General features: G+C 63.7%; 24 protein-coding genes. 15 read left to right on the forward strand and 9 right to left on the reverse strand.

The annotated features are described in order from the left end of the window. The first annotated feature begins 250 nt into the window (after positions 1-250). The 6 genes from DCG74_RS24990 (at position 251) to DCG74_RS25015 (ending at position 7,513) form a co-directional block, all read left to right on the forward strand. Positions 251-1,051, forward strand: a complete 801-nt coding sequence (locus DCG74_RS24990; protein ID WP_172783706.1) for an outer membrane protein — start codon at positions 251-253, stop codon at positions 1,049-1,051. A gap of 241 nt (positions 1,052-1,292) precedes the next feature. Then, entirely contained in the window at positions 1,293-1,988 is a 696-nt protein-coding gene (locus DCG74_RS24995; RefSeq protein WP_172783705.1) for an outer membrane protein, read from the forward strand. Between the two features lie 225 nt (positions 1,989-2,213). Beyond that, a complete protein-coding gene (locus DCG74_RS25000) occupies positions 2,214-2,966 on the forward strand; it encodes an outer membrane protein (protein ID WP_172783704.1) in 753 nt (250 codons plus the stop codon). 274 nt (positions 2,967-3,240) lie between these two features. Beyond that, positions 3,241-6,222 (forward strand): excinuclease ABC subunit UvrA, encoded by a 2,982-nt coding sequence (gene uvrA, locus DCG74_RS25005; protein WP_172783703.1) that lies wholly within the window; start codon positions 3,241-3,243, stop codon positions 6,220-6,222. A 49-nt stretch (positions 6,223-6,271) separates the two neighbouring features. Then, positions 6,272-6,835, forward strand: a complete 564-nt coding sequence (locus DCG74_RS25010) for a DinB family protein (RefSeq protein WP_172783702.1) — start codon at positions 6,272-6,274, stop codon at positions 6,833-6,835. 36 nt (positions 6,836-6,871) lie between these two features. Then, positions 6,872-7,513 carry an HAD-IA family hydrolase gene (locus DCG74_RS25015; protein ID WP_172783822.1) on the forward strand — a complete coding sequence of 214 codons (642 nt, stop codon included), beginning with the start codon at positions 6,872-6,874 and terminating at the stop codon, positions 7,511-7,513. Positions 7,514-7,623: 110 nt separating this feature from the next. Here the strand turns inward: DCG74_RS25015 and DCG74_RS25020 are convergent, their stop codons facing one another. The 3 genes from DCG74_RS25020 to DCG74_RS25030 form a co-directional block, all read right to left on the reverse strand. Further along, positions 7,624-8,577 (reverse strand): cytochrome D1 domain-containing protein, encoded by a 954-nt coding sequence (locus tag DCG74_RS25020; RefSeq protein ID WP_172783701.1) that lies wholly within the window; start codon positions 8,575-8,577, stop codon positions 7,624-7,626. Between the two features lie 2 nt (positions 8,578-8,579). Beyond that, a complete protein-coding gene (locus DCG74_RS25025; protein ID WP_172783700.1) occupies positions 8,580-9,143 on the reverse strand; it encodes an SRPBCC family protein in 564 nt (187 codons plus the stop codon). 867 nt (positions 9,144-10,010) lie between these two features. Continuing rightward, positions 10,011-10,778: an AAA family ATPase gene (locus tag DCG74_RS25030; RefSeq protein WP_172783699.1), complete on the reverse strand. Its 768-nt coding sequence runs from the start codon at positions 10,776-10,778 to the stop codon at positions 10,011-10,013. A 270-nt stretch (positions 10,779-11,048) separates the two neighbouring features. On the opposite strand from DCG74_RS25030, the gene DCG74_RS25035 reads away from it, so the two are divergent. Continuing rightward, positions 11,049-13,112 carry a DUF1217 domain-containing protein gene (locus DCG74_RS25035; protein WP_172783698.1) on the forward strand — a complete coding sequence of 688 codons (2,064 nt, stop codon included), beginning with the start codon at positions 11,049-11,051 and terminating at the stop codon, positions 13,110-13,112. Positions 13,113-13,125: 13 nt separating this feature from the next. Here the strand turns inward: DCG74_RS25035 and DCG74_RS25040 are convergent, their stop codons facing one another. The 3 genes from DCG74_RS25040 to DCG74_RS25050 all read right to left on the reverse strand — a co-directional run bounded on the left by DCG74_RS25040 (position 13,126) and on the right by DCG74_RS25050 (position 16,203). Further along, on the reverse strand, positions 13,126-13,986 hold the full coding sequence (locus DCG74_RS25040) for a PCC domain-containing protein (RefSeq protein WP_172783697.1): 861 nt from the start codon (positions 13,984-13,986) through the stop codon (positions 13,126-13,128). 9 nt (positions 13,987-13,995) lie between these two features. Beyond that, a complete protein-coding gene (locus DCG74_RS25045) occupies positions 13,996-15,600 on the reverse strand; it encodes an acyl-CoA synthetase (protein WP_172783696.1) in 1,605 nt (534 codons plus the stop codon). A gap of 105 nt (positions 15,601-15,705) precedes the next feature. Further along, entirely contained in the window at positions 15,706-16,203 is a 498-nt protein-coding gene (locus DCG74_RS25050; protein WP_172783695.1) for a hypothetical protein, read from the reverse strand. A gap of 94 nt (positions 16,204-16,297) precedes the next feature. Between DCG74_RS25050 and DCG74_RS25055 the strand changes: the two genes are divergently transcribed. Continuing rightward, entirely contained in the window at positions 16,298-16,627 is a 330-nt protein-coding gene (locus DCG74_RS25055) for a hypothetical protein (protein WP_172783694.1), read from the forward strand. An 84-nt stretch (positions 16,628-16,711) separates the two neighbouring features. Further along, positions 16,712-16,987 (forward strand): GNAT family N-acetyltransferase, encoded by a 276-nt coding sequence (locus DCG74_RS25060; protein WP_172783693.1) that lies wholly within the window; start codon positions 16,712-16,714, stop codon positions 16,985-16,987. 51 nt (positions 16,988-17,038) lie between these two features. Here the strand turns inward: DCG74_RS25060 and DCG74_RS25065 are convergent, their stop codons facing one another. Next, positions 17,039-17,380 (reverse strand): SPW repeat protein, encoded by a 342-nt coding sequence (locus DCG74_RS25065; RefSeq protein WP_306557886.1) that lies wholly within the window; start codon positions 17,378-17,380, stop codon positions 17,039-17,041. A gap of 378 nt (positions 17,381-17,758) precedes the next feature. Between DCG74_RS25065 and DCG74_RS25070 the strand changes: the two genes are divergently transcribed. Beyond that, positions 17,759-18,034: a GNAT family N-acetyltransferase gene (locus DCG74_RS25070; protein WP_172783691.1), complete on the forward strand. Its 276-nt coding sequence runs from the start codon at positions 17,759-17,761 to the stop codon at positions 18,032-18,034. Between the two features lie 52 nt (positions 18,035-18,086). Here the strand turns inward: DCG74_RS25070 and DCG74_RS25075 are convergent, their stop codons facing one another. Next, positions 18,087-18,485, reverse strand: coding sequence for a DUF3597 domain-containing protein (locus DCG74_RS25075; RefSeq protein WP_172783690.1), 399 nt, complete (start codon positions 18,483-18,485; stop codon positions 18,087-18,089). Between the two features lie 337 nt (positions 18,486-18,822). Here DCG74_RS25075 and DCG74_RS25080 point away from each other — a divergent pair, with 337 nt between their 5' ends. After that, positions 18,823-19,731, forward strand: a complete 909-nt coding sequence (locus DCG74_RS25080; protein WP_172783689.1) for a DUF2189 domain-containing protein — start codon at positions 18,823-18,825, stop codon at positions 19,729-19,731. A 120-nt stretch (positions 19,732-19,851) separates the two neighbouring features. Further along, on the forward strand, positions 19,852-20,676 hold the full coding sequence (locus DCG74_RS25085; RefSeq protein WP_172783688.1) for a lytic transglycosylase domain-containing protein: 825 nt from the start codon (positions 19,852-19,854) through the stop codon (positions 20,674-20,676). Between the two features lie 60 nt (positions 20,677-20,736). On the opposite strand, the gene DCG74_RS25090 is transcribed toward DCG74_RS25085, so the two are convergent. Continuing rightward, positions 20,737-21,063, reverse strand: coding sequence for a hypothetical protein (locus tag DCG74_RS25090; protein ID WP_172783687.1), 327 nt, complete (start codon positions 21,061-21,063; stop codon positions 20,737-20,739). A 569-nt stretch (positions 21,064-21,632) separates the two neighbouring features. Here DCG74_RS25090 and DCG74_RS25095 point away from each other — a divergent pair. The 3 genes from DCG74_RS25095 (at position 21,633) to DCG74_RS25105 (ending at position 24,442) form a co-directional block, all read left to right on the forward strand. After that, positions 21,633-21,785 carry a DUF1127 domain-containing protein gene (locus DCG74_RS25095; protein WP_007590701.1) on the forward strand — a complete coding sequence of 51 codons (153 nt, stop codon included), beginning with the start codon at positions 21,633-21,635 and terminating at the stop codon, positions 21,783-21,785. A 127-nt stretch (positions 21,786-21,912) separates the two neighbouring features. Then, positions 21,913-23,340: a methylenetetrahydrofolate--tRNA-(uracil(54)-C(5))-methyltransferase (FADH(2)-oxidizing) TrmFO gene (trmFO, locus tag DCG74_RS25100; RefSeq protein WP_172783686.1), complete on the forward strand. Its 1,428-nt coding sequence runs from the start codon at positions 21,913-21,915 to the stop codon at positions 23,338-23,340. A gap of 7 nt (positions 23,341-23,347) precedes the next feature. Continuing rightward, complete coding sequence (locus tag DCG74_RS25105; RefSeq protein WP_172783685.1) at positions 23,348-24,442, forward strand: serine/threonine protein kinase; 1,095 nt, start codon at positions 23,348-23,350, stop codon at positions 24,440-24,442. Positions 24,443-24,507: the final 65 nt, after the last annotated feature.

The following is a 24,507-nucleotide window of genomic DNA, read 5'->3' on the forward strand; positions in this document are numbered from 1 at the left end:
AACATTCGGCCGGTCGCCAACGAAAAGAGCAGCGCTCCGATGGAACTTTTTTGGGTTCCCGTGAACGACGAAAACCGCTTAACATTCATCAAGTTGTTCCACCTCAGTTGAGCCGCGAGTGTGGCATTCCGGAGACGGACTCTGCCCTTTCCTTAGGCTACCTTTGCCTCGGAATTGGTTCATATGGGCGTCGCGCCTGATCAGCCGCTTCGGGGACTTTCGTGAAGCGGACGTAACTGGGGAGACTGCAATGAATAAGGTTCTATTTGGCGCAATCAGTGTACTGGCATTGGGGCTGTCGGCTCCGGCAGGCGCGGCAGATCTTGCCGCGCGGCCCTACACCAAGGCTCCCGCTCCGGCGGTCGCTGCGATTTACGACTGGAGCGGCTTCTACATCGGCATCAACGGCGGCGGCGGCACGAGCCACAAGTGCTGGGACTTCCTCGACACCACCGGCGTCGTCACCGGCGTTCCCGGTACCTTCGTCGGTGAAGGATGCCACAACGCGACCGGGGGCACGGTCGGTGGCCAGATCGGCTATCGCTGGCAGTCGGCCAGTTGGGTGTTCGGCGTCGAAGGCCAGGGTAACTGGGCTGACTTCTCGGGCGACAACGTCAGCACCGTCTTCCCTGGAAGCGCTTTGGTCACCGGTGACCGCAACCGCTCGCGCATCGATGCTTTCGGCCTGATCACCGGCCAGGTCGGTTACGCCTGGAACAACGTCTTGTTCTATGTGAAGGGCGGCGGCGCCGTGGTCGGGGACAAGTACGACGTTTATGCCGCGGCCGGCACGCCGGGCGCCGGCACGCTGCTGGCGTCGGCTCGCGAGACCCGCTGGGGCGGCACCGTTGGCGCCGGCCTGGAATTCGGATTTGCTCCGAACTGGACGCTCGGCGTCGAGTACAACCACATCTTCCTCGGCGACCGCACAATCGGTTTCACGACGCCTGCGGGCGCCGTGTTCGGGAGCGATCGCATCAGCCAGGATGTCGATATCGGCCTGGTCCGGTTGAATTATCGCTTCGGCGGCCCGCTGATCGCGAGGTACTGATATCCCTCTGATTTTGTGAGTGAATGCAAGGGCCGGCCCGCTGCGCCGGCCCTTCTTTTTTGCGGCACGATGCCTGGACGTAGATGAGTCAGCAACCATCACCTTTTCGACTGTTGTGGCTTTTCGGAGACACAACTTGCGGCTTTGGTGGTGTAAAGACGGCGTCAGTTGGGCCGTTGAGTCCGATGCCCTTCCGCGACGGAAGGCAACAACAGAAACTGGGACTGGGATTAAGTTGAAAATGAAAAAGGTTTTGTTGGCTTCGGCCTGTGTATTCGCTCTTGCGGCCCCCGCTTCGGCTGCTGATCTGGCAGCCCGCCCCTACACCAAGGCTCCGGTGGCTGTGGCCTCGGTCTATAACTGGACCGGCTTCTACCTCGGTATCGTCGGCGGCGGCGCTTGGGAGAACGGTTCCGGCGACCCGCGGATGAAGGGTGGCTTCGTCGGCGGCACCGGCGGCTATAACTGGCAGACCGGCAACGTCGTGTTCGGCGTGGAAGCCGACGGCTCGTGGGCTGATGTCAATGCTTCGGTGACCACCCCTGTTCTCTTTGGCGGCGCTATCGTTCCCGTGACCACGAGCTCGCGCATTGATGCGCTCGGCACTGTGCGCGGCCGTATCGGTTGGGCCGTCAACAACGTGCTGTTCTACGCTACGGGCGGCTACGCCTGGATCGACAACAAGATCACCGTCAGCTCGCCCTTCGCAAGCGTCTCGGACAGCAAGTGGCATTCCGGTTGGACGGTCGGCGCTGGCGTCGAGGCATTCTTCGCGCCGCAGTGGTCAGTCAAGGGCGAGTATCTCTATCGCAGCCTGGGCGGCGAGACCTACTTCTCGGGTATCGGCGCTCCGGTGAACACCGGCACGCTCAACCTTCACACCGTGCAGGTCGGCGTGAACTATCACTTCGGTGGCCCGGTCGTCGCGAAGTACTAAGCTTCGTCTCTGACGCACCCGCGTTACGAAAGGCCGGCCTCGCGCCGGCCTTTTTGTATTTGTTGCGGCCGCCCCGTTCGTTCGCGTTTTCGGACGGATGTGGCGGCCGGGTGACACAACTTTTGGCTTCAATGGTGTAAAGCAATGACGTTACTTGAGTCATGAGGTCCGCTGCTCTTCCGCTCTCCGGAAGACCGGAATGAGAAACGGAAGTGGGGAATGGATATGAAGAAGCTTTTGCTGGCTTCGGCCAGTTTGTTCGCACTCAGCGCGTTGGCACCGGCCTCGGCGGCCGATTTGGCGGCCCGCCCCTACGCCAAGGCTCCGGTGGCGCCGATCGCGGTGTACAACTGGAGCGGCTTCTACCTCGGCATCAACGGCGGCGGTGCATCGAGCCGCAATTGCTGGGATCTCAATGCCGTGCTCGGTGTGGCAATCCCGGTCGTGTCCGAAGGCTGTCACAACGCGACCGGCGGTCTCGTCGGCGGCCAGGTCGGTTATCGTTGGCAGTCGGCTAACTGGGTGTTCGGCCTTGAAGCCCAAGGCGACTGGGCCAACCTGAAGGGATCGAACGCGAGCCCGCTCGCCGCTTTCGCACCCGTGGTCAATCAGACCAGAATCGATGCCCTCGGCCTGTTCACCGGCCAGGTCGGCTACGCCTGGAATAACGTGCTCTGGTACGTGAAGGGCGGCGCCGCGGTCACGCACGCCAAGTATGACGGCCTTCTCGGCGGCGTGGTCTTCGATAGCGCGAGCGAGACGCGCTGGGGCGGCGCAGTCGGCACCGGCATCGAATTCGGTTTCGCACCGAACTGGTCCGTTGCGATCGAATACGACCACTTGTTCATGGGCGGCCGCAACGTCAATTTCACGGTGCTTGGCATCAACGACCGGACCGACCGCATCAAGCAGGATGTCGACATGGGCACCGTTCGCCTCAACTACACCTTCGGCGGCCCGGTGGTCGCGAAGTACTGATCTTCCCTGCCGAAGTCACATCGTCACGAAAGGCCGGCCTCGCGCCGGCCTTTTGCTTTGGGCGGGCTGTTCCGAGCGGTTCCGCGCGCTCCTGCTGCCAGATGCCGCCAGCGCGCCAACAATCCGTTGACGATTCGCAAGTCCCACTGGAAATCCGCCGCCGTTCTTCCTACGTTCGCTGCCATACCCATCGGCGCCGATCCCGGTTCCGGGCGAAGCGCGCCTTTTGCATTGGCGCGATCGCGCGTCTTTGGATTCCTCGAGGACCTCTGGGATGGACGAAGTGATCAGGGCGAAGCGCCAACAACAGAACGCGGGCTCCAGCCTGCGCGCAATTACGATCCGCGGCGCGCGCGAGCACAACCTCAAGAATATCGACGTCGAGATTCCCCGCGACAAGCTGGTGGTGTTCACCGGGCTATCCGGCTCCGGCAAATCCTCGCTAGCCTTCGACACCATCTATGCCGAGGGCCAGCGCCGCTACGTCGAATCGCTGTCGGCCTATGCCCGCCAGTTCCTGGAGATGATGCAGAAGCCCGACGTCGACCAGATCGACGGCCTCTCGCCTGCGATCTCCATCGAGCAGAAGACGACGTCGAAGAACCCGCGCTCCACCGTCGGCACCGTCACCGAGATCTACGACTACATGCGCCTGCTTTGGGCCCGCGTCGGCGTGCCCTATTCGCCGGCCACGGGCCTGCCGATCGAGAGCCAGACCGTCTCGCAGATGGTCGACCGCGTGCTGGCGCTGCCCGAGGGCACCCGCCTCTATCTGCTCGCCCCCGTCGTGCGCGGCCGCAAGGGCGAGTACAAGAAGGAGCTCGCCGAGTGGCTCAAGAAGGGCTTTCAGCGCGTCAAGATCGACGGCACCTTCCATGAGCTGGCGGAAGCCCCTAACCTCGACAAGAAGTTCCCGCACGACATCGATGTCGTCGTCGACCGCATCGTGGTGCGCGCCGATATCGGCCAGCGCCTCGCCGAGAGCTTTGAGACCGCGTTGAAGCTCGCCGAAGGCCTCGCCGTCGTCGAGTTCGCCGACGCTCCCGCGGCGGCCGTCCCCGCAGAAGAGAAGAAGAAGACCGCAAAGATCCACGACAAGAGCGGCCCCGAGCGCATTCTGTTCTCGGAAAAGTTCGCCTGCCCGGTCTCCGGCTTCACCATCCCCGAGATCGAGCCGCGCCTGTTCTCCTTCAACAATCCCTACGGCGCCTGCCCCGCCTGCGGCGGCCTCGGCGTCGAGCAGCATGTCGACGAGGACCTCGTCATCCCCGAGAAGGATCTGACGCTGCGCAAGGGCGCGATCGCGCCCTGGGCCAAATCGTCATCGCCCTATTACGTGCAGACGCTGACCGCGCTCGGCAAGCATTACAAATTCACACTCGACACCAAGTGGAAGGACCTGCCGAAGAAGACGCAAAACGCGATCCTCTACGGCTCGGGCGAGGACGAGATCAAGTTCTCCTACGAGGACGGGGTGCGCTCCTACGACACCAAGAAGCCGTTCGAGGGCGTCATCACCAACATCAACCGCCGCTACCGCGAGACCGAAAGCGAGTGGGCGCGCGAGGAGCTGGCGAAATATTTCCACGACGTGCCCTGCGAGGGTTGCAAAGGCTTTCGACTCAAGCCCGAGGCGCTCTGCGTCAAGGTCGGCGGCAAGCATATCGGCGAAATCTCGGAGCTGTCCGTGAAGGGCGCCGGCGCATGGTTCGAGACCGTGCCGGAGGCGCTGAACGCGCAGCAGAACGAGATCGCGGGCCGCATCCTGAAGGAGATCCGCGAGCGCCTCACCTTCCTGCTCGACGTCGGCCTCAATTATCTGACGCTATCCCGCTCCTCCGGTACGCTGTCCGGCGGCGAAAGCCAGCGCATCCGCCTGGCCTCGCAGATCGGCTCGGGGCTCACGGGCGTGCTCTACGTGCTGGACGAGCCCTCGATCGGCCTGCATCAGCGCGATAATGCCCGCCTGCTCGATACGCTGAAGCGGCTGCGCGACCTCGGCAACACCGTGGTCGTGGTCGAGCATGACGAGGACGCCATTCGGCTCGCCGACTACGTGCTCGACATCGGCCCCGGCGCCGGCATGCATGGCGGCAACATCGTCGCCGAAGGCACGCCCGCCGAGATCATGCGCAACCCGAAATCGCTGACCGGCAAGTACCTCACCGGCGAGCTCGAGGTCGAGGTGCCGGAGCGGCGTCCGCCGAACCACCGCCGCACCATCAAGGTGGTGAACGCGCGCGGCAATAACCTCAAGAACGTCACGGCGGAGATTCCGCTCGGCCTGTTCACCTGCGTCACCGGCGTCTCCGGCGGCGGCAAGTCGACGCTGCTGATCGATACGCTCTACCGCGCCATCGCCCGCAAGCTCAACAACGCCAGCGAGGGCGCTGCCCCGCACGACCGCATCGAGGGCCTCGAGCACATCGACAAGATCATCGACATCGACCAGTCGCCGATCGGCCGCACCCCGCGCTCGAATCCTGCGACCTACACCGGCGCCTTCACGCCGATCCGCGAATGGTTCGCCGGTTTGCCGGAAGCGAAGGCGCGCGGCTACGAGCCCGGCCGCTTCTCCTTCAACGTCAAGGGCGGCCGCTGCGAAGCCTGCCAAGGCGACGGCGTCATCAAGATCGAGATGCACTTCCTGCCCGACGTCTACGTCACCTGCGACGTCTGCAAGGGCAAGCGCTACAACCGCGAGACGCTGGAGGTGCTGTTCAAGGGCAAGAGCATCGCCGACGTGCTCGACATGACCGTCGAGGAAGCCGCCGAGTTCTTCAAGGCGGTGCCGCGCGTGCGCGAGACTTTTCAGACATTGCACCGCGTCGGGCTCGATTACATCCATGTCGGCCAGCAGGCGACGACCCTCTCGGGCGGTGAAGCGCAGCGCGTCAAGCTGGCAAAGGAATTGTCAAAACGCGCCACCGGCCGCACGCTCTACATCCTGGACGAGCCCACCACCGGCCTGCACTTCCACGACGTCAAGAAGCTCCTGGAGGTGCTGCACGAGCTGGTCGCGCAGGGCAACACGGTCGTCGTCATCGAGCACAATCTCGAAGTCATCAAGACCGCCGACTGGGTCATCGACTTGGGCCCCGAAGGCGGCGACGGCGGCGGCGAGATCGTCGCCTGGGGCCCGCCGGAAGATATTGCGAAGGCGCCGCGGAGCTATACGGGGAAATTCCTGGCCCCGGTGCTGGAGAAGGCGCGAAAGCCGAAGCGGAGACGGGCGGCGAGCGAGGCGGCGGAGTAGGTTGCGCGTCCGGAATGTGACGACGCACATGTCCGAGGGAGAATGAACTGTGCCTGCCGGACTTGTGCAAACCTTTCGTGCGTTCGCTCATAACAATGCCTGGGCAAACCATCGGCTGCTCACGGCTTGCGCTGCTCTGTCTCAGGTTGAGTTCGAGGCCGAGCGAACCGGGTTCTTTCCAAGTCTTCAGCGCACGCTAAACCACATCCATGTCATTGATCTCTTCTATGTCGATGCGCTGGAGGGCGGTTGGTTGGGCCCGGCAGCCTGGGAGAACGAGGTGCCGTACCCTTCCCTCGTCACGCTCAAGCCGGCGCAAGCCGCAGTCGACGAGCGCTTGATTGCTGTCTGCGATGCACTGACGCCCGAGAGTCTCAATACCGTCGTGAGTATCAACCGCGACACGACCGTGCAGGCCGAACGCCGCGACCGGCTGCTCATGCATCTCTTCCAGCATCAAATTCATCATCGCGGACAGGCGCATGCCATGCTGTCCGAAACAAGCGTCGCACCGCCTCAGCTTGACGAGTTCTTTGCAGAGGGAGAAGCATCGCTCCGCGCCAGCGAATTCGCCGAACTTGGTTGGACCGAAAGCACTGTGTGGAAATCCTAGTTCAATAACTGGATGATCGAACGGCATCCCTTTCACGTGCCCTATTCCCTCGCCATCTTCGACCTCGACGGCACGCTCGCCGACAGCTTCCCCTGGTTCCTGCGCACCATCAACGATGTCGCCGACCGCTTCGACTTTCGCCGCGTAAAGGATGAGGATGTCGAGGAACTGCGGCATGCATCGAGCCGCGAGATCCTCGCCCGGCTCGAAGTGCCCTTGTGGAAGCTGCCGGCGATCGCGCGGCATGCGCGGCGGCTGAAGGCGGAGGCCGCTTCCGAGATCTCGCTGTTTTCGGGCGTCGAGACGATGCTGCGGACGCTGGCCGAGAACGGCGTGCAATTGGCGCTGGTGACTTCCGACAGCGAGGCCAATGCCCGCGAGAAGCTTGGGCCTGCCGCGGCGTTGTTCGCGCATTTCGACTGCTCTGCATCGCTGTTCGGCAAGGCTGCGAAATTCCGCCGCGTCATCCGCCGTGCGGGTGTCGAGCCCAGCAAGGTGATTTCGATCGGCGACGAGGTTCGCGACATCGAGGCGGCGCGCGCCGTGGGAATTGCCTGCGGCGCCGTGTGCTGGGGCTATGCGGCACCGGCGGCATTGCGGGCGCTGGGGCCGGATCATGTGTTCGACCGGATGGATGAGATTGCGGATGTGTTGTGCCGGATCCGTAGGGTGGGTTAGCCTTGCGGACTGCGCGAAGCGCACACCGCTTGGCGTAACCACCACTTCGGTCACCGCGGACACCAAAGAGGTGGGTTACGCTGACGCTAACCCACCCTACGCGACCACACCTACTCCGTCCTGCGCAAGAACGCCCCGAACGCGCGCGGGCCGTCGCCGGTCCTGATCTCGCCGATCACCTTCAGCTCGGCCGCATCGATGATGCTTAAGGTGTTGCTCTCCCAGCAGGCGACGATGACGCGCTTGCCGTCGGCGGTTGCCGCGATGCCTTCGGGATAATCGCCGACATTGATGCGCTTGAACGGCTTGAGGCTCGCCAGATCGAACACGCTGACGGTGCCGCCATATTGGTCGCTGACGAAACCGCGCCCCGGCGTCAGCGCCACCGCATACGGGCGCATGCCGGCCGGCACGCGGCCGATCTCTCGAGCCTCTGCGATATCGATCACGGAGACATCGTCGGAGCCGACATTTGCCGTGTAAGCGCGCTTGCCCTCGGCATCGATGGTGACGCCGAACGGGCGGGTGCCGACCTTGATCACCGCCTTGCGCTGGCGCGTCGCCGTGTCCACCACGGAGACGCTGTCGTCGTCGCGGTCGGCCGAGAGCAGCAGCTTTCCGTCGGGCGTCACCGCAAGACCCGACGGCGAGGCGCCGACCGCGATGCTGGCGACAACGCTGCGCGAGGCCGTATCGATCACCCGCACCGCGGCGGCGTACCAATCGGCGACATAGACCGTCTTGCCGTCGGGCGCGACCGCAATGCCGAGCGGCCCGCCGCCGACCTCGACGCGGCCGGCGACCTGCCGCGTCGCCGCGTCGACCACCGTGACCGCCTTGGCATCCGGGCTCGTGACATAGGCAAAGCGCCCATCCGCGCTGACGGCGATACCTGCCGGCTTGCCGCCGATCGGGATGGTCGCGACGCTGCGCGCGCCAGCGAGGTCCACGACCATCAGATCGTCGCTGAGCTGGTTGGTGACGAACGCCTCCTCGGCGGATGCGCTGCCGAGGCTCGCATGACAAAGGCTGGCGGCGAGCGCCGCCAGAACCAGCGCCCGCACGATCAGCTGCCGCTCTCGATCTTCTTCTTGAGCGCCTCGAGCCCGGCCTTGTACAGCCCGCTCACGGCCTTGATCGCGGCCTCGTCGCTCAACTCCGGCGGCGGGTCGTTGTTGGGATAGCCGCGATAGAACGCGGCGGCCCATTCCAGCTTCGCCTTGCCGTCCGGCGCGGGCGAGACCGTCAGGGTCGAGGAATAATTGGTCACCGGCAGCACCTTCACGTCCACCCTGGTGATCCGATAGGAATAGCTCTGCATGTCGGGCTCGTATTTGTAGAGCTCCTCCTCGACCGTGGCGCCGCCCGTCAAGGTGAGTTTCCGCGTCGCGCCGATCTCGTTGCCCTTCTCGCCTTCGGTCTTGGTGACCGGCTGGAGCCAGCTCATGTCCTGGAAATTGCCGATCACCGCCCACACCTTGGCCGGGGCCGCGTTGATCTCGATGGATTCCCGCACCTTCTGCCGCGTCGGTCCATGGGCCCGGACCGGCTCGAAGGCGGTCATCAGAGCCATGCCAGCCACCGCCAGCGCCGCCACCCCGGCGAGCGCCGGTCCGCTTCTCATCCTCATGTCGTTTCCTCGTTTCTCAACCTGCGCGACTTGGAACGCGCGCTGAGGTCATGCTAGCGCATTTTTGGGCCATGGGGAGACCCGTTCGTGGCACGGCAGTGGCAAAGGCAATGCACACCATTGATTGAGCTGCCGGGCGGACAAAACACCAGACCGGGGTCAACCCGGCCACGCCGAAATAATTCGCTTTACGCGAATTCGGAATTATCGCATGTTGGGGCCACCCCAATCCGGGCCGAGGGGCGCATCGCGATCGTCACGAACGCGGGATGGGAGGCGGTGGACGCAGGCAGCGTCGCGCGCTGGCGGTTTGCAGGGCGGGTCACTCCGTGAGCAGGCGATGCACGCACACGACGGGCGCAGTCTGCGTACGGCAAAATCGTGTGGTCCTGGCGCCCGGGGTCTGTGCGCCAAGGTTTGCGGTGACGTTGCGGCCCGACCGGGCTCGCACCGTCAGTCATCCGCAAGGCGACGGGGGCAATAGTGCATCGCTCCCCGGGGAGAGCACGACATAAGCCGTCAACCCACTGCGCAGGGAAGGCCGGATGTTTGGCTTCACCTGTATGCCGCTGTGCAGCTTTTTCAAGCACACGCTTCGCACAGTGGACCGCGGGTGCCAGCCGGCACCCGGCCTTCCCTGCGCCCTCGGCACTCTTGAGGGTGGTGAATGAACAAAGCTCGGGCGGAATCTGCCGCGAGGATGCGAGCCTGTGTCCGGTATAAAGACGATTTTGAGTTCGATGCAGGCCCCTCCTCTCCGTCATTGCGAGCGTAGCGAAGCAATCCAGACTCATTACGCGGAAAGACTCTGGATTGCTTCGTCGCAAGAGCTCCTCGCAATGACGATGAGAGAGCGGGCCCCTTTACCTACTCCCCCAATGTCGCCTCCACGAACCCGCGCGGATCCTCGCAGAACTCGCGCATGAGCCGGTAGTGATCGGTCTGCTCCACCGTAACAGGCTCCAGCCCGTACTTCCCGAGCCGCAGCAGCTGCGCGTTGGGATAGGCCATCAGCATCGGCGAATGGGTCGCCATGATGATTTGGCATATGCTGGACTCGTCCATGCGTCGCAGCAACTTGAGGAATTCGATCTGGCGCGCCGGCGACAGGGCCGATTCCGGCTCGTCGAATATGAAGATGCCCTGGCGCTGGCACCGCTCCTCGAAGAAGCGCAGGAAGCCCTCACCATGGGAGTGGGACAGGAAGTCCGGGCCGACCTGACCGGCGTCGCGTGCGGCCTTGTCGAGATACCGCGCAACCGAGAAAAAGCTTTCGGCGCGGAAGAACCAGCCATTGGTGATCTTCGGCAGCCAGCTCGCGCGCAACGCGCTGGAAAGCTGTCCCCCCATCTTCTCCCGCGCTTCGGTGTGGTCGACAGGCATGTACCCCTTCCCACCACCGGCGTCGTCATAGCCGGCGAGCGCCGCGATCCCCTCGAGAATCGTCGATTTGCCGGTGCCATTCTCTCCCACGATGATCGTGATGGGCGCGTCGAAATTGAGCTCGAAATCATCCGGAAAGATCGGCAGGCAAAACGGATAGACCTCTCGATCGTGCACGCGCGAGAAGTCGAGCCAAACCCGCTTCAGATATGGCGCCGGCAGGTTGACCGTTCGACTGCCCCTTCGGCTCATGCCCAGCTGCCCCCATTCCGATCCATTCACGCAATCGGAACATACCAGGAACACAACCCTCGCGAAAGCTGCATTTGAGACACGTTCAGACACAAATAGAAATACAAGCGCCTTGCGAAACTACGATAAGGCCTACCACTTAAAGCTGTGTCACGGAATCCGCTCGGGACCACAGCTTGAGACAGTTTGCTGACATGAGGCCAGCACCTACCTCGCGACCCCGCAATGATTGACGGAGGTCCGGGACCGCCAAGCCGCGAGGAATGCGCGATGGTATCAACGTATTTCAGCTACAATTACATTTCGCGCCATCTCAAGCAGTCCCTGACGCGGGTCGAACAGCAGCCCGACGTCTCGCGAGAGGCCGCCCATTACAAAGCCAACATCGGCAAGGTGAAGACGGTCGACGATCTCATGAAGGATTATCGCCTGTACCACTTTGCCATGAAGGCATACGGCCTGGAAGACATGGCCTATGCCAAGGCGTTCATGAGAAAGGTCCTGGAGAGCGACCTCTCCGACGCCAACAGCTTCGTCAACAAGCTGGTCGACAAGCGCTACCGGGAGTTTGCCGCGGCATTCTCGTTCAACGGCAGCGCAACGCCTGTTGCGCAATCGGCGGACCAGACCGACGAGATGATCGGCCTGTACACGGCGACCAAGAAGAGCCAGGTCGACGCACTTGCCGACGACACCAATTATTACAGCGCCCAGATCGGCAACATCACCAGTGCTGACCAGCTCCTGAACAACGATCGTCTCCGCAACTACGTCTATTCGGCATTCGGGATCGATCAGAGCAAATGGCCGCGCGACACCATAAGCCAGGTCCTGCGCAGCGATCCATCCGATCCAAACAGCTACGTCAACGCCACCTTCGCGTCCCAGTTGACCGGCCTGAACGCCCAGCTCGCTCAAGCCAAATCGGATGTGAGCGCCACCAATACAAAGATCGCCGACTACACGGCTCAACTCTCGCAACCAGGCGCTGACGTGACCCAGTTGAAGGTCCAGATCCTGATCGAAAAATATCACCTGGAGTCGTACACGAAGAGCATTTCCAGCCTCAATGACCAGATAGGCACGATCGGCGAATTTGTAGATTTGGCCGGCGCATTCGAGTTTGCGCCTGACGGGTCGCTTCCGGCGGGCGTGCCTGCGCAGACTGCTGCAAACGTCGCGCTCACCGCAAAGCGGTTCGACGACAGCAAGTCCGCCGTCTATGCGGCGGCGAGCCCGCTGAACGAAGCCTTTGCAATCAGGCAGTTCAGAACGGCTGTCCTCACCGTCGATTCGCTCGAGGCGTTCATATCGAAGCCGGACGTGTACAATTTCGCGCTGGGTGCCGTTGGCCTCGATCCCAAGGACGTCTCGCAGGCCACCATCAAGGCCGTTCTCGAAAGCGATCTCAGCAACCCCAAGAGCTTCGTCTATACCCTCAAGGACGATCGCTACGTTCAGCTCGCGCGTGCCTTCAACTTCGACGCAAAGGGCAATCTGACCACACCGCTGGTAGCCCAGGACCCGAGCGAGGTCCTGCAGATTGCGAAGGACTATGTCACCGCAATGATCAAGCAGGCAAGCCCTCAGGAGCAAGCTGCGGTTCGGGCACAAGCCGCGAAAGACGCGACATCCTATCGGGAAGCCGTCGCAGACATCGACAGCGTTTCCGACCTGCTTGCGAACCGGAAGATGGTCGATTTCATTCTCGTCGCCAAGGGTTTGGACCCCAAGAAGGTCAGCACCGACCATCTGAAGGAGATCTTCGCGTCAGATCTGAACGATCCCAAGAGCTTCGCGAACACGGAGAGCGATCCGCGCTTTGCTGAAATCGCGGCCTCGTTCAATTTCGACAGCAAGGGCAACGTCGCGCGCTTGTCGCTGATGGGTCCTCAGAAGCAAGATCAATTCCGCGAAACCCAGGCCAGCTATATCAGGCAAAGCCTGGAGCAGCAGCAAGGCGACACGAACCCCGGCGTCCGCCTTGCCCTCTATTTCCAGCGCAAGGCGGGGGAAATCACGTCCGCATACGACATCCTTGCCGACAAGGCGCTGTCGGAGGTGTTCAGGACCACGTTCAACCTGCCTGATTCGATGGCTGCGATGCCGATCGATCAGCAAGCCAAGTTCGTGGACCGCTTCATGAAGATCAAGGATCTGTCCGATCCCGCGAAGGTTGAAAAGCTGCTGGGCCGTTTCTCCGCCATGTATGACGTCAAGAACAGCCAGAGCACCGGTCAGGCTCAATCCCCCTTGCTCGACCTCTTCCAGGGATCGAGCTCAGGGATAAGCCAATCGACGTTCCTGGCCATTGCCAAGCTGCGCGCTCATTGAGCGCTCGCCGCGACTAGCCCAGCACCTCCAGCACCAGCTCCATCGTCATCAGCACGGGATTGTCGCCACGGATCAGACGGCCCTCCGCAACGCCGCCAGTGTAGTCGATCAGCGCGACATCGAGCGCAACTTCCAGCGCGCCGGACGTGCTGGGCGCGATTGTCCCTGCTGTGATCGCCAGCTCCGTCGCAAACGGCTCGGTCACGCCGCCATGGGTGAAGCGCGCGCCGATGGTCGAGCCGACGCCGCCATGAATCTTCGCGCGGGCAATGCCGTGCGCGCGGCAGAATTCTTCGAGGCAGCCCGCAAAATCCTGGTTCGGGCGCAGGCGGAGCGCGAAGGCGCGGCTCGTCGTCTGCGCGCCGGTGCGCGCGGCCGCGACCGGTCCGAACAGCTTGAAATTGGTCTCGGGATCGGGCTCGGCAGTGAATATCGCACCGTCGAGACCGAAGGCCTCGACCTCGAACGGCTCGGCAACGACGGTCTCGTCCGGCAGCATGTGGCCCCCGCTCGTCTTGCCGTCGGCCTCGGTCCACAGGCCGTGGCAATGAAAGAACGGCGCACCGTCGCGCGTGCCGAGCGTCATGCTGCCGAGCCTTGGGCGCGTCGCGCCGTCAGGCCGGAACGTGTCGCTGTAGAACGCCGCGTTCTCGTCGGTCTTCGACAGCGCCGGCATGACATAGGCGAACGGCCCCAGCGCGCCGCGGCGAAAATTCAGCACGCCGCCGGCAAAGCCCTCCGCGGCAAAGCCGCGCCGCGCGGCCTCCAGCAGCGGCAGACCGGCTTCAAGCGTGAAGGAAAAGGCGCGCCCCCTCGCCTCCACCCATTGGATGCGTTCGGAAGGCGGCGGGCCCGGCTGCTTGATGCTCCGCATCCGGTGCGCTCAGCCCGTCTTCTTGTCGAGGTCGAGCAGCCCGCGCGCCTCGAGCTCGTCGCGCACCATGCGCTTCGGCACCTTGCCGTAGCCGGATTTCGGCAGCGCATCCCAGAAGAAGAAGCGCTTCGGCATCTTGTAGCGCGGCACCTTCGGCGACAGGAATGCCGCCATCTCCGCTTCGCTCACCGCCTTCGCGCCTTCGCGGGCGACGCAGACGGCAACGCCGACCTCGCCCCAGGTCGCGTCGGGCACGCCGAGCACGGCGACCTCGCCGATCCCAGGATGGGTCAGGATCTTCTCCTCGATCTCGCGCGGATAGATATTGGAGCCGCCGGAGATGTACATGTCGGAGGCACGTCCCGTGATGTACACAAAACCCTCCTCGTCCATGTGGCCGAGGTCGCCGGTGCGGAACCAGCCGTTGCGGAACCCCTTCGCATTGGCTTCGGGGTTGTCGTAATAGCCGGCGAACACCGCAGGCCCGATCACGCAGATCTCGCCGCTCTGGTTGGCCTTGAGCTCGCGGCCCTCGTCGTCCTGAATCGAGACCTGCATGCCGGTGCGCTCGAAGCCGCAGGTGCCGATCTTGGCGTGCGGGCCGTCCTCCGGATCGTGCAACGCCGCCGGCAGCACGGTGATGTTGCCGGTGACTTCGCCAAGGCCGAAATACTGCACGATGACCTTGCCGAGCTTCTTCAGCGCCGCCTTCTGGTCCTCGCGATACATCGGCGCGCCCGCATAGATGACGTAGCGCAGCGAGGAACGGTCGTATTTGTCGGCGGCGGGATGCTCGACCATCATCTTCAGGATGGTGGGCACGGTGAAGAGATTGCTGACACGATGCGCCTCGATCAGGCGGAACGCCTCGTTGATGTCGAATTTCTCGGTCGGCAGCAGCACAGTGCGCGCGCCGCGCGCGGTCTGCATCAATTGGTGCACGCCGGCGCCGTGCGACAACGGCGCCACCACCAGCGAGGCATCCTGCTCGGTCGTCCCGGGCGTCAGATCGGCGAGGTGATTGGTGACGACGAAGCCCATCTGGCCGTGGGTCAGCACCGCCGCCTTGGAGCGTCCGGTGGTGCCGGAGGTGAAAAAGAACCAGCAGGGATCGTCGTGCTCGACCGCGACATTCGCGACGTTCGCGCCGGCCTGCGAGGCGATGGCATCGGCGACCGAGCGCTCGCCGAACGCGGCCTTGCCGTCGATGCTCCAGGTGAATTCGATTGCGCCGCCCTTCACGGCCGCGGCGTGCTCGGGGAAATCGACGTGACACAGAAACGCCTTTGCGCCGGAGGCTTGCGCGAGATAACTGACCTCATCCGGCATCAGGCGGAAATTGGTGGGCACCCAGACCGCACCGAGCCGGAACGCGGCGAACATCGAAAAGAACATCTCGTCGCCATTCTTGGAATGGACGAGGATGCGGTCCCCCTTGGCAATGCCTCGCGCGGCGAGCGCCGTGGCCAGGGCCGAGACCTGCGCATCGATCTCGCGCCAGGTCCAGGATTTTTCACCCCAGACGAAACCAGGACGCGCACCATGCCGCCGCGCATTCTGGGTCAGCATATAGGCGAGATTCATGACGCGGCGGGACATGCGCAGGGGCTGCATCGGGCTTCCTCTTCGGCGACGGGCGGCACGCGAGCCGTCCGTTCATTGCAGCCCATTTATCGCCAACGCCGGCGGCCCTGCAAGGCCGGCGGCCGCGGACCTGCCCTACGGCTGCTTGAATGCAAATGGCGTCGCCGTGATGGTCCTGGTCTTCCAGCAGGCCTGCGCACCAAAGCCGCCGCAGAAGCTGCCATGCAGATCGAAGCGGATGGTGCGCGCGGCGCCGCGCTTTACCGGTGGGGCCATGACCTTGTAGCGGAGGACGTAGCCGTCGAACACCTCGCGCACGCTGCCGTCCGGCAGCGTCACCAGGATCTTCATGACGCAGCCGCCGGTTCCGCAATAGGTCGTCTCGCGATCGCCGCATTTAGTGTCCTGGAAATCGACGATGTAGTCCTCGCGACCATCGCCGGTCAGGTCGATCTTGCGCACGGTGTTGGGCGCGAAGGTCACCGCGCCACCCTCCTGGCTCTCGCATTCCTCATTGGCGTAGCGCAGCGCCTTCTGCACACCTGGCGGATAGTCGGCCGGATTGAACGGCTTTGCGTCGTCGGCGCGCGCAGCCGAGGCGAACAGAGCGAGCATGAGGATGAGATAGCGCATGCGCGTTTGTCGCCAGCGCAGCAACTATCGTTCAGGGAATTTTAAACATGATCGGCGCAACGTTCATCGAATATCGCGTACAGAGTGCCCCATCATGGTCAAAGCGCCCGCCCTCCTCCTGTTGTCGCTGGCGCTCGCCGGATGTGCCGCTTCTCCGCAAGCGCATCTTGCGTCCGATCCCGCCTTCAAGCCTGCGCGCTATGCCTGGGATGGCGCCGGCGAGGATCCCAATCGGCCGCGCGCCGCCTCACAGCCAACCCGGACTGCCGTCCGCTCCGAGCGCAACAGGGCGCAAGCCGAGGCGCAGGACGGCATCGAGGCCGAACAGGACGTAAGGGTCAACCGCTCCCTGGTCATCTGCCAGGGCTGCCTTCGCCCGCCGCCACAGGCCGAAGAGTCCAGGCTGGCCAAAGCGACCGATTGAACCGAACGGCTTCGGATCGGAAACCGCCGGCCGGACCGCGCGTTACGATCTCGTGCGCGGGGCCGGCAGCTGCAAGGCAACGATATGAGTGACGTCATCAACAACAAGGCCCATCACCGCTACGAGCTCGAGGTGGAAGGTCACCTTGCGACCGAGCACTACAGGCTCGACGGCGATGTCATCACCTTCGAGCATACCGACGTGCCGAAGGAGCTTGGCGGCAAGGGCATCGGCTCGAAACTGGTGCAAGGCGCGCTCGACCAGGTCCGGGCGAACGGATTGAAGCTGATCCCGCAATGCCCGTTCGTGAAGGCATGGATCGACAAGCACCCGGACTATGCGGATCTCGTGACACGGTGAGTGCACAGGCCCGCCGCCAGTGGCCGGCAGGCCTGTCGTTGACTTACGGCCCTATTGTCCGTGCTTGAGCAAGTCCTGGTCGTTCATATCCCAGTCCTGCCACAGCTGGAGAACGCCGAGCAGCACCACCACCGCACCAAGGCTCGTGTGATAGATGCGGAGGAAGCCCTCGCCGGAATAGCCGAGCGCGTATGGCGAGGCGATGAGCCACAGTCCGACCAGGATTGTCGTCACCTCTTGCCAGCGCTGCAAAGCGACGTATTCGAGCTGGCTGATGCCAAACACGACCAGGCCGATCGCAACCGTGTTCAGGATCGCCGTCTGGTGACCGGCGATCGCCTGATCCTGGATCGGAAACCACGGCGAGGCCACGATCACCGCACCCAGCAGCATCCCGCACCAGTCTTCCCACGTTCGATGAGTATTAAAGAAACCAGAGTCCGACATCGTACCCTCCCTGCAAAAGAGGCATACGTCTGCGGCTGGCGATCATGACACTCCGAATGTCTAGCGACCCTGCCGGCCGCATTCGGGCGTATGTCCTTTCCAGGACGTGGGAACCGAAATGCGGCTTGCAAGAGCGGCATCAGGGATTTTTTTGCGGGGTCGCGGGACCGTGCTCGCGGCGCGCCAGGTCCATACTGCAATGCGGTGACGGCGGCGCGCATTTGCAGATATCTCCTCTGCGCCGATCTCCCTTGGTCTCATCTTGGCAAGGGCCGTGTCCGGCTCCTAGATCAGGAAGCAATCTGCAGCTTGGAAGGATCCCGCATGGCGGCTTCGGTACGCGACAACAAGGACAGGAGGCGCTTCGAGCTCGATGTCGGCAACGACATGGCCTTCGCCAATTACCGGCTGACGCCATCGGCCGTGATCATCACCCACACCGAAACGCCGCGCGCGCTGCGCGGGCGCGGCATCGGCTCCGAGCTGGTCAAGGGCGCGCTCGAGCTGATCCGGCGCGACGGCAAGAAGGTGATCGCCGGCTGCGGCTTCGTCGTCGACTATCTCGACCGGCATCCGGAGGATGCGGACCTCGTCGCCTGAACGCAAAAGGGCCCGCGCGATCGCGGGCCCTTTCGGCACGACCGACGCCGGGTCAGTGCTTGATCTCAGGCGGCAGCTTGCCGCCATTGGCGGCAAGCTTGGACATCACCTGCTTGTGCAGCCAGACGTTCATGCTGGCGGAGTCGTTCATGTCCCCGCTATAGCCGAGCTCCTTGGCGAGGTCCTTGCGCGCGGCCAGGCTGGAATCGATGTCGAGTGCCTTCATGAGGTCGACGATCGAGGTACGCCATTCCAGCTTCTCGCCCTTGTGCGCGGCGACGGCCTTGTCGACGATGGCAGCGACGTCGACGGCCGCCATGGGCGCTGATGCCGGCGCCGATGCGCCCGTGGTCCCAGCGGGGGCACTGCCCGGCGCTGCGCCACCGGCCGGCGCGGCGGAAGCCGGCTGGCTGCCGAAGATCGCGCTCATGATTTTCCCGAAAATGCTCATGTCTGCTTCCCCGAAAAGGATCCATTGGAAGGGCCTTGAGTGGCCCCTTATAGACGAAGTCACTGCGTTGCGCCCGCGGAGTTCTGCGAACCACCAAGCAGCATGAGCTTATCTGCGGCGAAATGACGACCGAATGACATCATCGAGGTTGCACTGCGGCATCGAATTTTACCCAGGCGTGAGGGACAGGACTCGGAATTGGGAGTAGCCTTTACGTTCAACTCGCGATCCCGTCCGGAATTCGCGTCTGGTTGGAATCGCGAAACTCAGAGAAGAGCGGCCGCTTGCGCCGTTTGCCGGCGCCGAGTGCGGCTGCCCGGCAAGGGAGCTAGCGACCATGGCGACACTCTACCAGGGCAATGTACCCACGATGGCCCAGCCCGCGGATGCGGCTGGACCTGTGATCCGAACCATCCAACTGTCTGATCTGCACGAGGCGCTCCGGCGCGGCTGGGAGGATTTCAAGGCGGTTCCGAGCCACGCCATCATCCTTTGCGTCATCTATCCCGTGCTGGGCCTCGTGCTCGCCCGCGTGGTGATGGGCTATTCCGTATTGCCGCTGCTGTTTCCGCTGGCCGCGGGCTTCGCCCTGATCGGCCCGTTCGCAGCCCTCGGCCTCTACGAACTCTCCAGCCGACGTGAACGCTACGAGGAGGCCAGCGCCTGGGATGCCATGGAGGTGCTGCGCTCGCCTTCGTTCGGTGCGATGCTCGGTCTCGGCACGTTGCTGCTCGCCCTGTTCGTCACCTGGGTGGCAACCGCACAAGCGATTTACGTCGCGGCGTTCGGCTACGAGGGCGTCACCGGATTCTCGGATTTCATCAGGCGCGTGCTGACGACGCAGCAAGGCTGGTGGCTGATAATGGTGGGCTGCGGCACCGGCTTCCTGTTCGCGCTCGCCGCACTCTGTCTCAGTGCCGTGTCGTTCCCCTTGATGCTGGACCGCCATGCCGGTGCGTTCGAGGCGATGAGCACTTCGCTGCGCGTGGTCGCGAGAAACCCGGTGCCGATGGCGGCCTGGGGCCTGATCGTGGCGGTGCTGCTCGCGCTCGGCACGATCCCGGCCTTCCTCGGCCTTGCCGTTGTGGTCCCCCTGCTTGGGCACGCCACGTGGCACCTCTATCGCAAGGTGATCGTGTCGGATCCGGGCGCACGCCCTGTGCCGCCTCCGCCCCATCGGCCGCGCAAGCCGGCCGCCGACTTCCCGGCAAACCTCTTCCCGTGGCGGAATCGGACGGACGCCTGACAATCTCGTGACGTGCGGCCCTGCCCCGTTTCGGACAGGGCCGCACGCCTTGCTTTGGCCGCGGTTACAGCCGAGATTATGCTGCCGGTCAGATCAATTCACGGAAATCCATTTCATCTGATGACTCCGACGATTTCTCGTCTTGCTCTCGCAGCCTTCATCGTCTCCGCGTCCCTTCTCTCAGTCCAGCCAGCGCCCGCCGCGGTTGCCTGCGGCTCGGGCAATTTCGACGCCTGGCTGGCTGATTTCAAAACCGACGCTGCGGCGAAAGGCATCTCGCAGCAGGCCATCACCGCCGGGCTTGCCGGCGTCACGCTCGATCCGAGCGTGGTCAACCGCGACCGCTCGCAAAAGGTCTTCACCCAGACCTTCGAGGAGTTCTCCGGCCGCATGGTGCCGCCGCGCTTGGAGCGCGGCGCCAACAGGATGAAGCAATACGGCTCGGTGCTGTCGCGCATCGAGCAGGCCTATGGCGTGCCCGGCGAGGTCCTGGTCGCGATCTGGGGTCTGGAGACCGATTTCGGCGTCAACACGGGCAAGTTCGCAACGATCCGCTCGCTTGCAACGCTCGCTTACGATTGCCGTCGCTCCGAGCAGTTTCGCGCCGAGCTGCTGGATGCGCTGCGCATCGTCCAGCGCGGCGATCTTGCGCCTGCCGACATGAAAGGCGCCTGGGCCGGCGAGCTCGGCCAGACCCAGTTCATGCCGTCATCCTGGATGAAATATGCCGTCGACTTCGACGGCAACGGCAAGCGCGATCTGCTGCATAACGCGCCCGACGTACTCGCCTCCACCGCCAATTATCTGGCCGGCTATGGCTGGCAGAAGGGCAAGGATTGGCAGCCGGGCAGTCCGAACTTTGAGGTGCTCAAGCAGTGGAACAAGAGCGAGGTCTACTCCAAGACCGTCGCCTATTTTGCCGCCCAGCTTGCACGCGCTCCCTGAAATAACACGCGACAAAATGCATGGGCCGATCGCGAGCGACCGGCCCTCGCTTGGGTGCGTTTACTTGCCCATGGTGGCGAGCATTGCCTTGTTCAGATGCGCGCCGCACGCACCCATCTTGCCGTTGAGCAGGGAGTCCTGAGCCGCAGCGATCTCCTTCTGCGCGACAAACTTGCTGTCACCGTCGGCCATGTTTTCGATCGCCGTCTCCGTTTTCTCCAGATTGGCCCCGCTGCAGCCGCCCATGGCGTGCTTGGCGGCCTGGGCCGGCGCGACGGCGAGTGCAACAGCGGCGACTGCGATAACCCCGAGTAACTTCGTCATGATGTTACTTTCCTTCTCTTGTTCTTGGGCCAGAACCGGCGACATTGCCGGAATCTGCGACATGACTTTCCTCCGGTTGCGGCAACTTGCCGCAATAAATTCCCCGCGAGAATTGCGTGATGCTGCGCGCCGCGCAGAGCCGCATGCGAAATTTCTGATTTTCATTACAACTTCGTAATGGAGGCCCTAACGCAGCGCGTGTGTACGCGGCACCAACTGCGCAACAGAGAGCCTCAGGATCAAAGGCGATCCAATTTCGACCTCTCGATACATGAATCTAGATTCACTTTTTATCCGGGCAGATCATGCGATTCGCGCATGCGAGACTTGGGCCCAGACGCTATCCCATCCTGGTTGCGGATCACGGGAACGCGACATACTTCGACCCCCGTCGGCACCGCAAATCCAAACATAAGCCCGTGATTTCACGGACGTTTGCTGTGAAAAGCGATTACTCCCGCCCAGCTGTTGGGCGGGAGTGCCAAGAGGTTAATCGCTTCTTACCGGTGCTATGCGCTCTTCGCTTAGCTGCATCGCAACATCGGAACTTTCGCACTGCACCACTCTCACCTATATTCATTTCAACGATGAGGCTCGAAGCAAGAGCTGAATCGAACTACAGGAGACTACCAATGCTGCTCTCGCTCATCCGCATGATCCAGGCCTTCCGGGACTATCAGCGCAATGTTGCCGAGCTGTCCCAGCTCAGCGACCGCGAACTGGCCGACATCGGCCTCGATCGCTCGGACATCCCGCGCGTTGCCGCCGGTCAGTACCAGGGCTGATATCGTTCAGCCCTTCACCGGAACGGACCGATAGCGCCCGCCTCGTGCGGGCGTTGTCGTTTCTGATGGCAGAAAACTCGATCTCGGCGATTCCACTCTCCGCCGAAAAGCGCTACCTGTCCGCCCCATGACAGGACCCCAATCCAACATCGTGCACGTGATCGGTGCCGGCCTCGCCGGTTCCGAAGCCGCCTGGCAGGTTGCGAAGTCCGGCGTGCCCGTGGTGCTGCACGAGATGCGGCCGACCCGCATGACCGAGGCGCACCGCACCGACGGGCTCGCCGAGTTGGTCTGCTCCAACTCGTTTCGCTCGGATGACGCCGCCAACAACGCCGTTGGCTTGCTGCATGCGGAAATGCGGCGGCTCGACTCGCTGATCATGCGCGCCGCCGATGCCAACCAGGTGCCCGCCGGCGGCGCACTCGCAGTCGATCGCGACGGCTTCTCCGCTGCCGTCACCAAGGCGCTCAACGACCATCCCCTGATCGAGATCGCCCGTGGCGAGGTTTCAGGCCTGCCGCCGGCCGAGTGGAGCAATGTCATCGTTGCCACCGGCCCCCTCACCTCCGCGCCACTGGCTGACGCCATCCGCGAGCTCACGGATGAGAGCGCGCTAGCCTTCTTCGACGCGATCGCGCCGATCGTGCACCGCGAATCCATCGACATGTCGGTGGCCTGGTTCCAGTCGCGCTACGACAAGGTCGGCCCCGGCGGCAACGGCGCCGACTACATCAACTGCCCGATGACCAAGGAGCAGTATGACGGCTTCGTCGCCGCCCTCATCGCCGGCGAGAAGACCGAGTTCAAGGAGTGGGAGACCAACACGCCCTATTTCGACGGCTGCCTGCCGATCGAGGTGATGGCGGAGCGCGGCCCCGAGACGCTGCGCCACGGTCCGATGAAGCCGGTCGGCCTCACCAATCCGCACGATCCCACGACCAAGGCCTACGCAATCGTGCAGCTGCGTCAGGACAACAAGCTCGGCACGCTCTACAACATCGTCGGGTTCCAGACGAAGCTGAAATACGGCGAGCAACAACGCATCTTCCGCACCATTCCGGGGCTGGAGAACGCCGAATTCGCCCGCCTCGGCGGCCTGCATCGCAACACCTTCCTGAACTCGCCAAAGCTGCTCGACGGCCAGTTGCGCCTGCGTGCGCAGCCGCGGCTGCGTTTCGCCGGCCAGATGACCGGCTGCGAGGGCTATGTGGAATCCGCCAGCGTCGGCTTGATCGCTGGTCTCTACGCAGCCGCGGACGCACGTGGCGAGGCGCTTGTCAGCCCGCCGGGCGCGACCGCGCTCGGGTCACTGCTCGGCCACATCACTGGCGGCCATATCGAAACCATCGAGCCGGGCACGCGCTCGTTCCAGCCGATGAACATCAATTTCGGCCTATTCCCGCCGCTCGCGACCGTGCCGACCAAGAAGCCCGACGGCACACGGCTGCGCAGCAACGAGAAGACGGTGGCCAAGAAGCAGGCGCTGAGCGCACGGGCGCTCGCCGATCTCGATCGCTGGATCGCCGATCACCTGCGCATTGCCGCCGCCGCGTGAGTTTGCGATGAGCCTGCCCAAAGACGACGCCGCAGAGCTGTCGGCGCGCTGGACCGAAGGCGTGCTGCTCAAGCGCGACGTGTTCTCGACCGTCGAGCGCGGCCGCTTCCGCAGCGAGAGCGGCGAGATCGATGCGGTATTGCGCCGGCTGGACGAGGTGCCCTGGTGGTCGTTCCTGCTGGCACGCCACCTGTTCGCCCGCGAGAAGCATGCCCTGGTGCGCGCCAAAGGCCTCGACGTCGGTCCCGAGCTGCTATGGGCCGGGCGCCGCGCTCTGGTGCGCGGCTTCGTCGACGGCGTCGCGCTGCATCTGGCAAAGCCCCATGGCGATCTCGCCTATTTCCGCTCGGCCAAGGCCGCACTGCGCCGGCTGCGCCGCGCCGGCATCTGCCACAACGATCTCGCCAAGGAGCAGAACTGGCTGGTCGGCCGCGACGGCCGCGCCTATGTGACCGACTTCCAGCTCGCCGCGTGCTTCAAGCGCCGCGGCCGGCTCTATCGCATCCTCGCCTATGAAGACCTCCGGCATCTGCTCAAGCACAAGCGCTCCTACGCGCCGGAGGCGCTGACGCCGCGCGAGCGAAAGATCCTGGCGAGGAAGTCGTTCGCCGCGAGCCTGTGGCTCGCCACCGGCAAGAAGGTCTATCGCGCCATCACCCGCGGCCTGTTCAATTTCACTGACCGCGAGGGCGGCGGCCGCCGGCTCGTCAACGACGCGCCGGTGCTGGCCGAGCTGATCCGCCGCAATCCCGCCGTGCGCGACGCCGCCATCGTCGCCTTTGCCGACCGCCGCTCCGGCGTCGGACTTTACGCCTTCGTCGAGGCCGATCACGCCGCGCTCGAAGGCCAGCTCCGCAGCGAGCTTGCCGCCGCCAAGGGGCCGAAGCCGCCCGAGCACATCCAGGTCGTGCACGCCCTGCCACGCAACAGCAGCGGCAAGCCGCGCACCGAGGTCTTGCAGCTGGTCGCCATGAACCAGCTCGACCTGATCGAGCCGATGATGAAGAACGAGCAGGACCGCGCCTTCCTCAAGGACATCCTGGAGCAGCGCAAGAACCTGCGCGACCGCTTCAATTTCGAAGCGAAGCTCCCAACGAGCTAAGCGGAATCTGCGCCTTGAAGCCTCCACAATGGCGACTGAGAAGCGCTTGGATCACGCAGGGCTCG

The organism is Bradyrhizobium sp. WBAH42 (genome assembly GCF_024585265.1).
Taxonomy (GTDB): Bacteria; Pseudomonadota; Alphaproteobacteria; order Rhizobiales; family Xanthobacteraceae; genus Bradyrhizobium.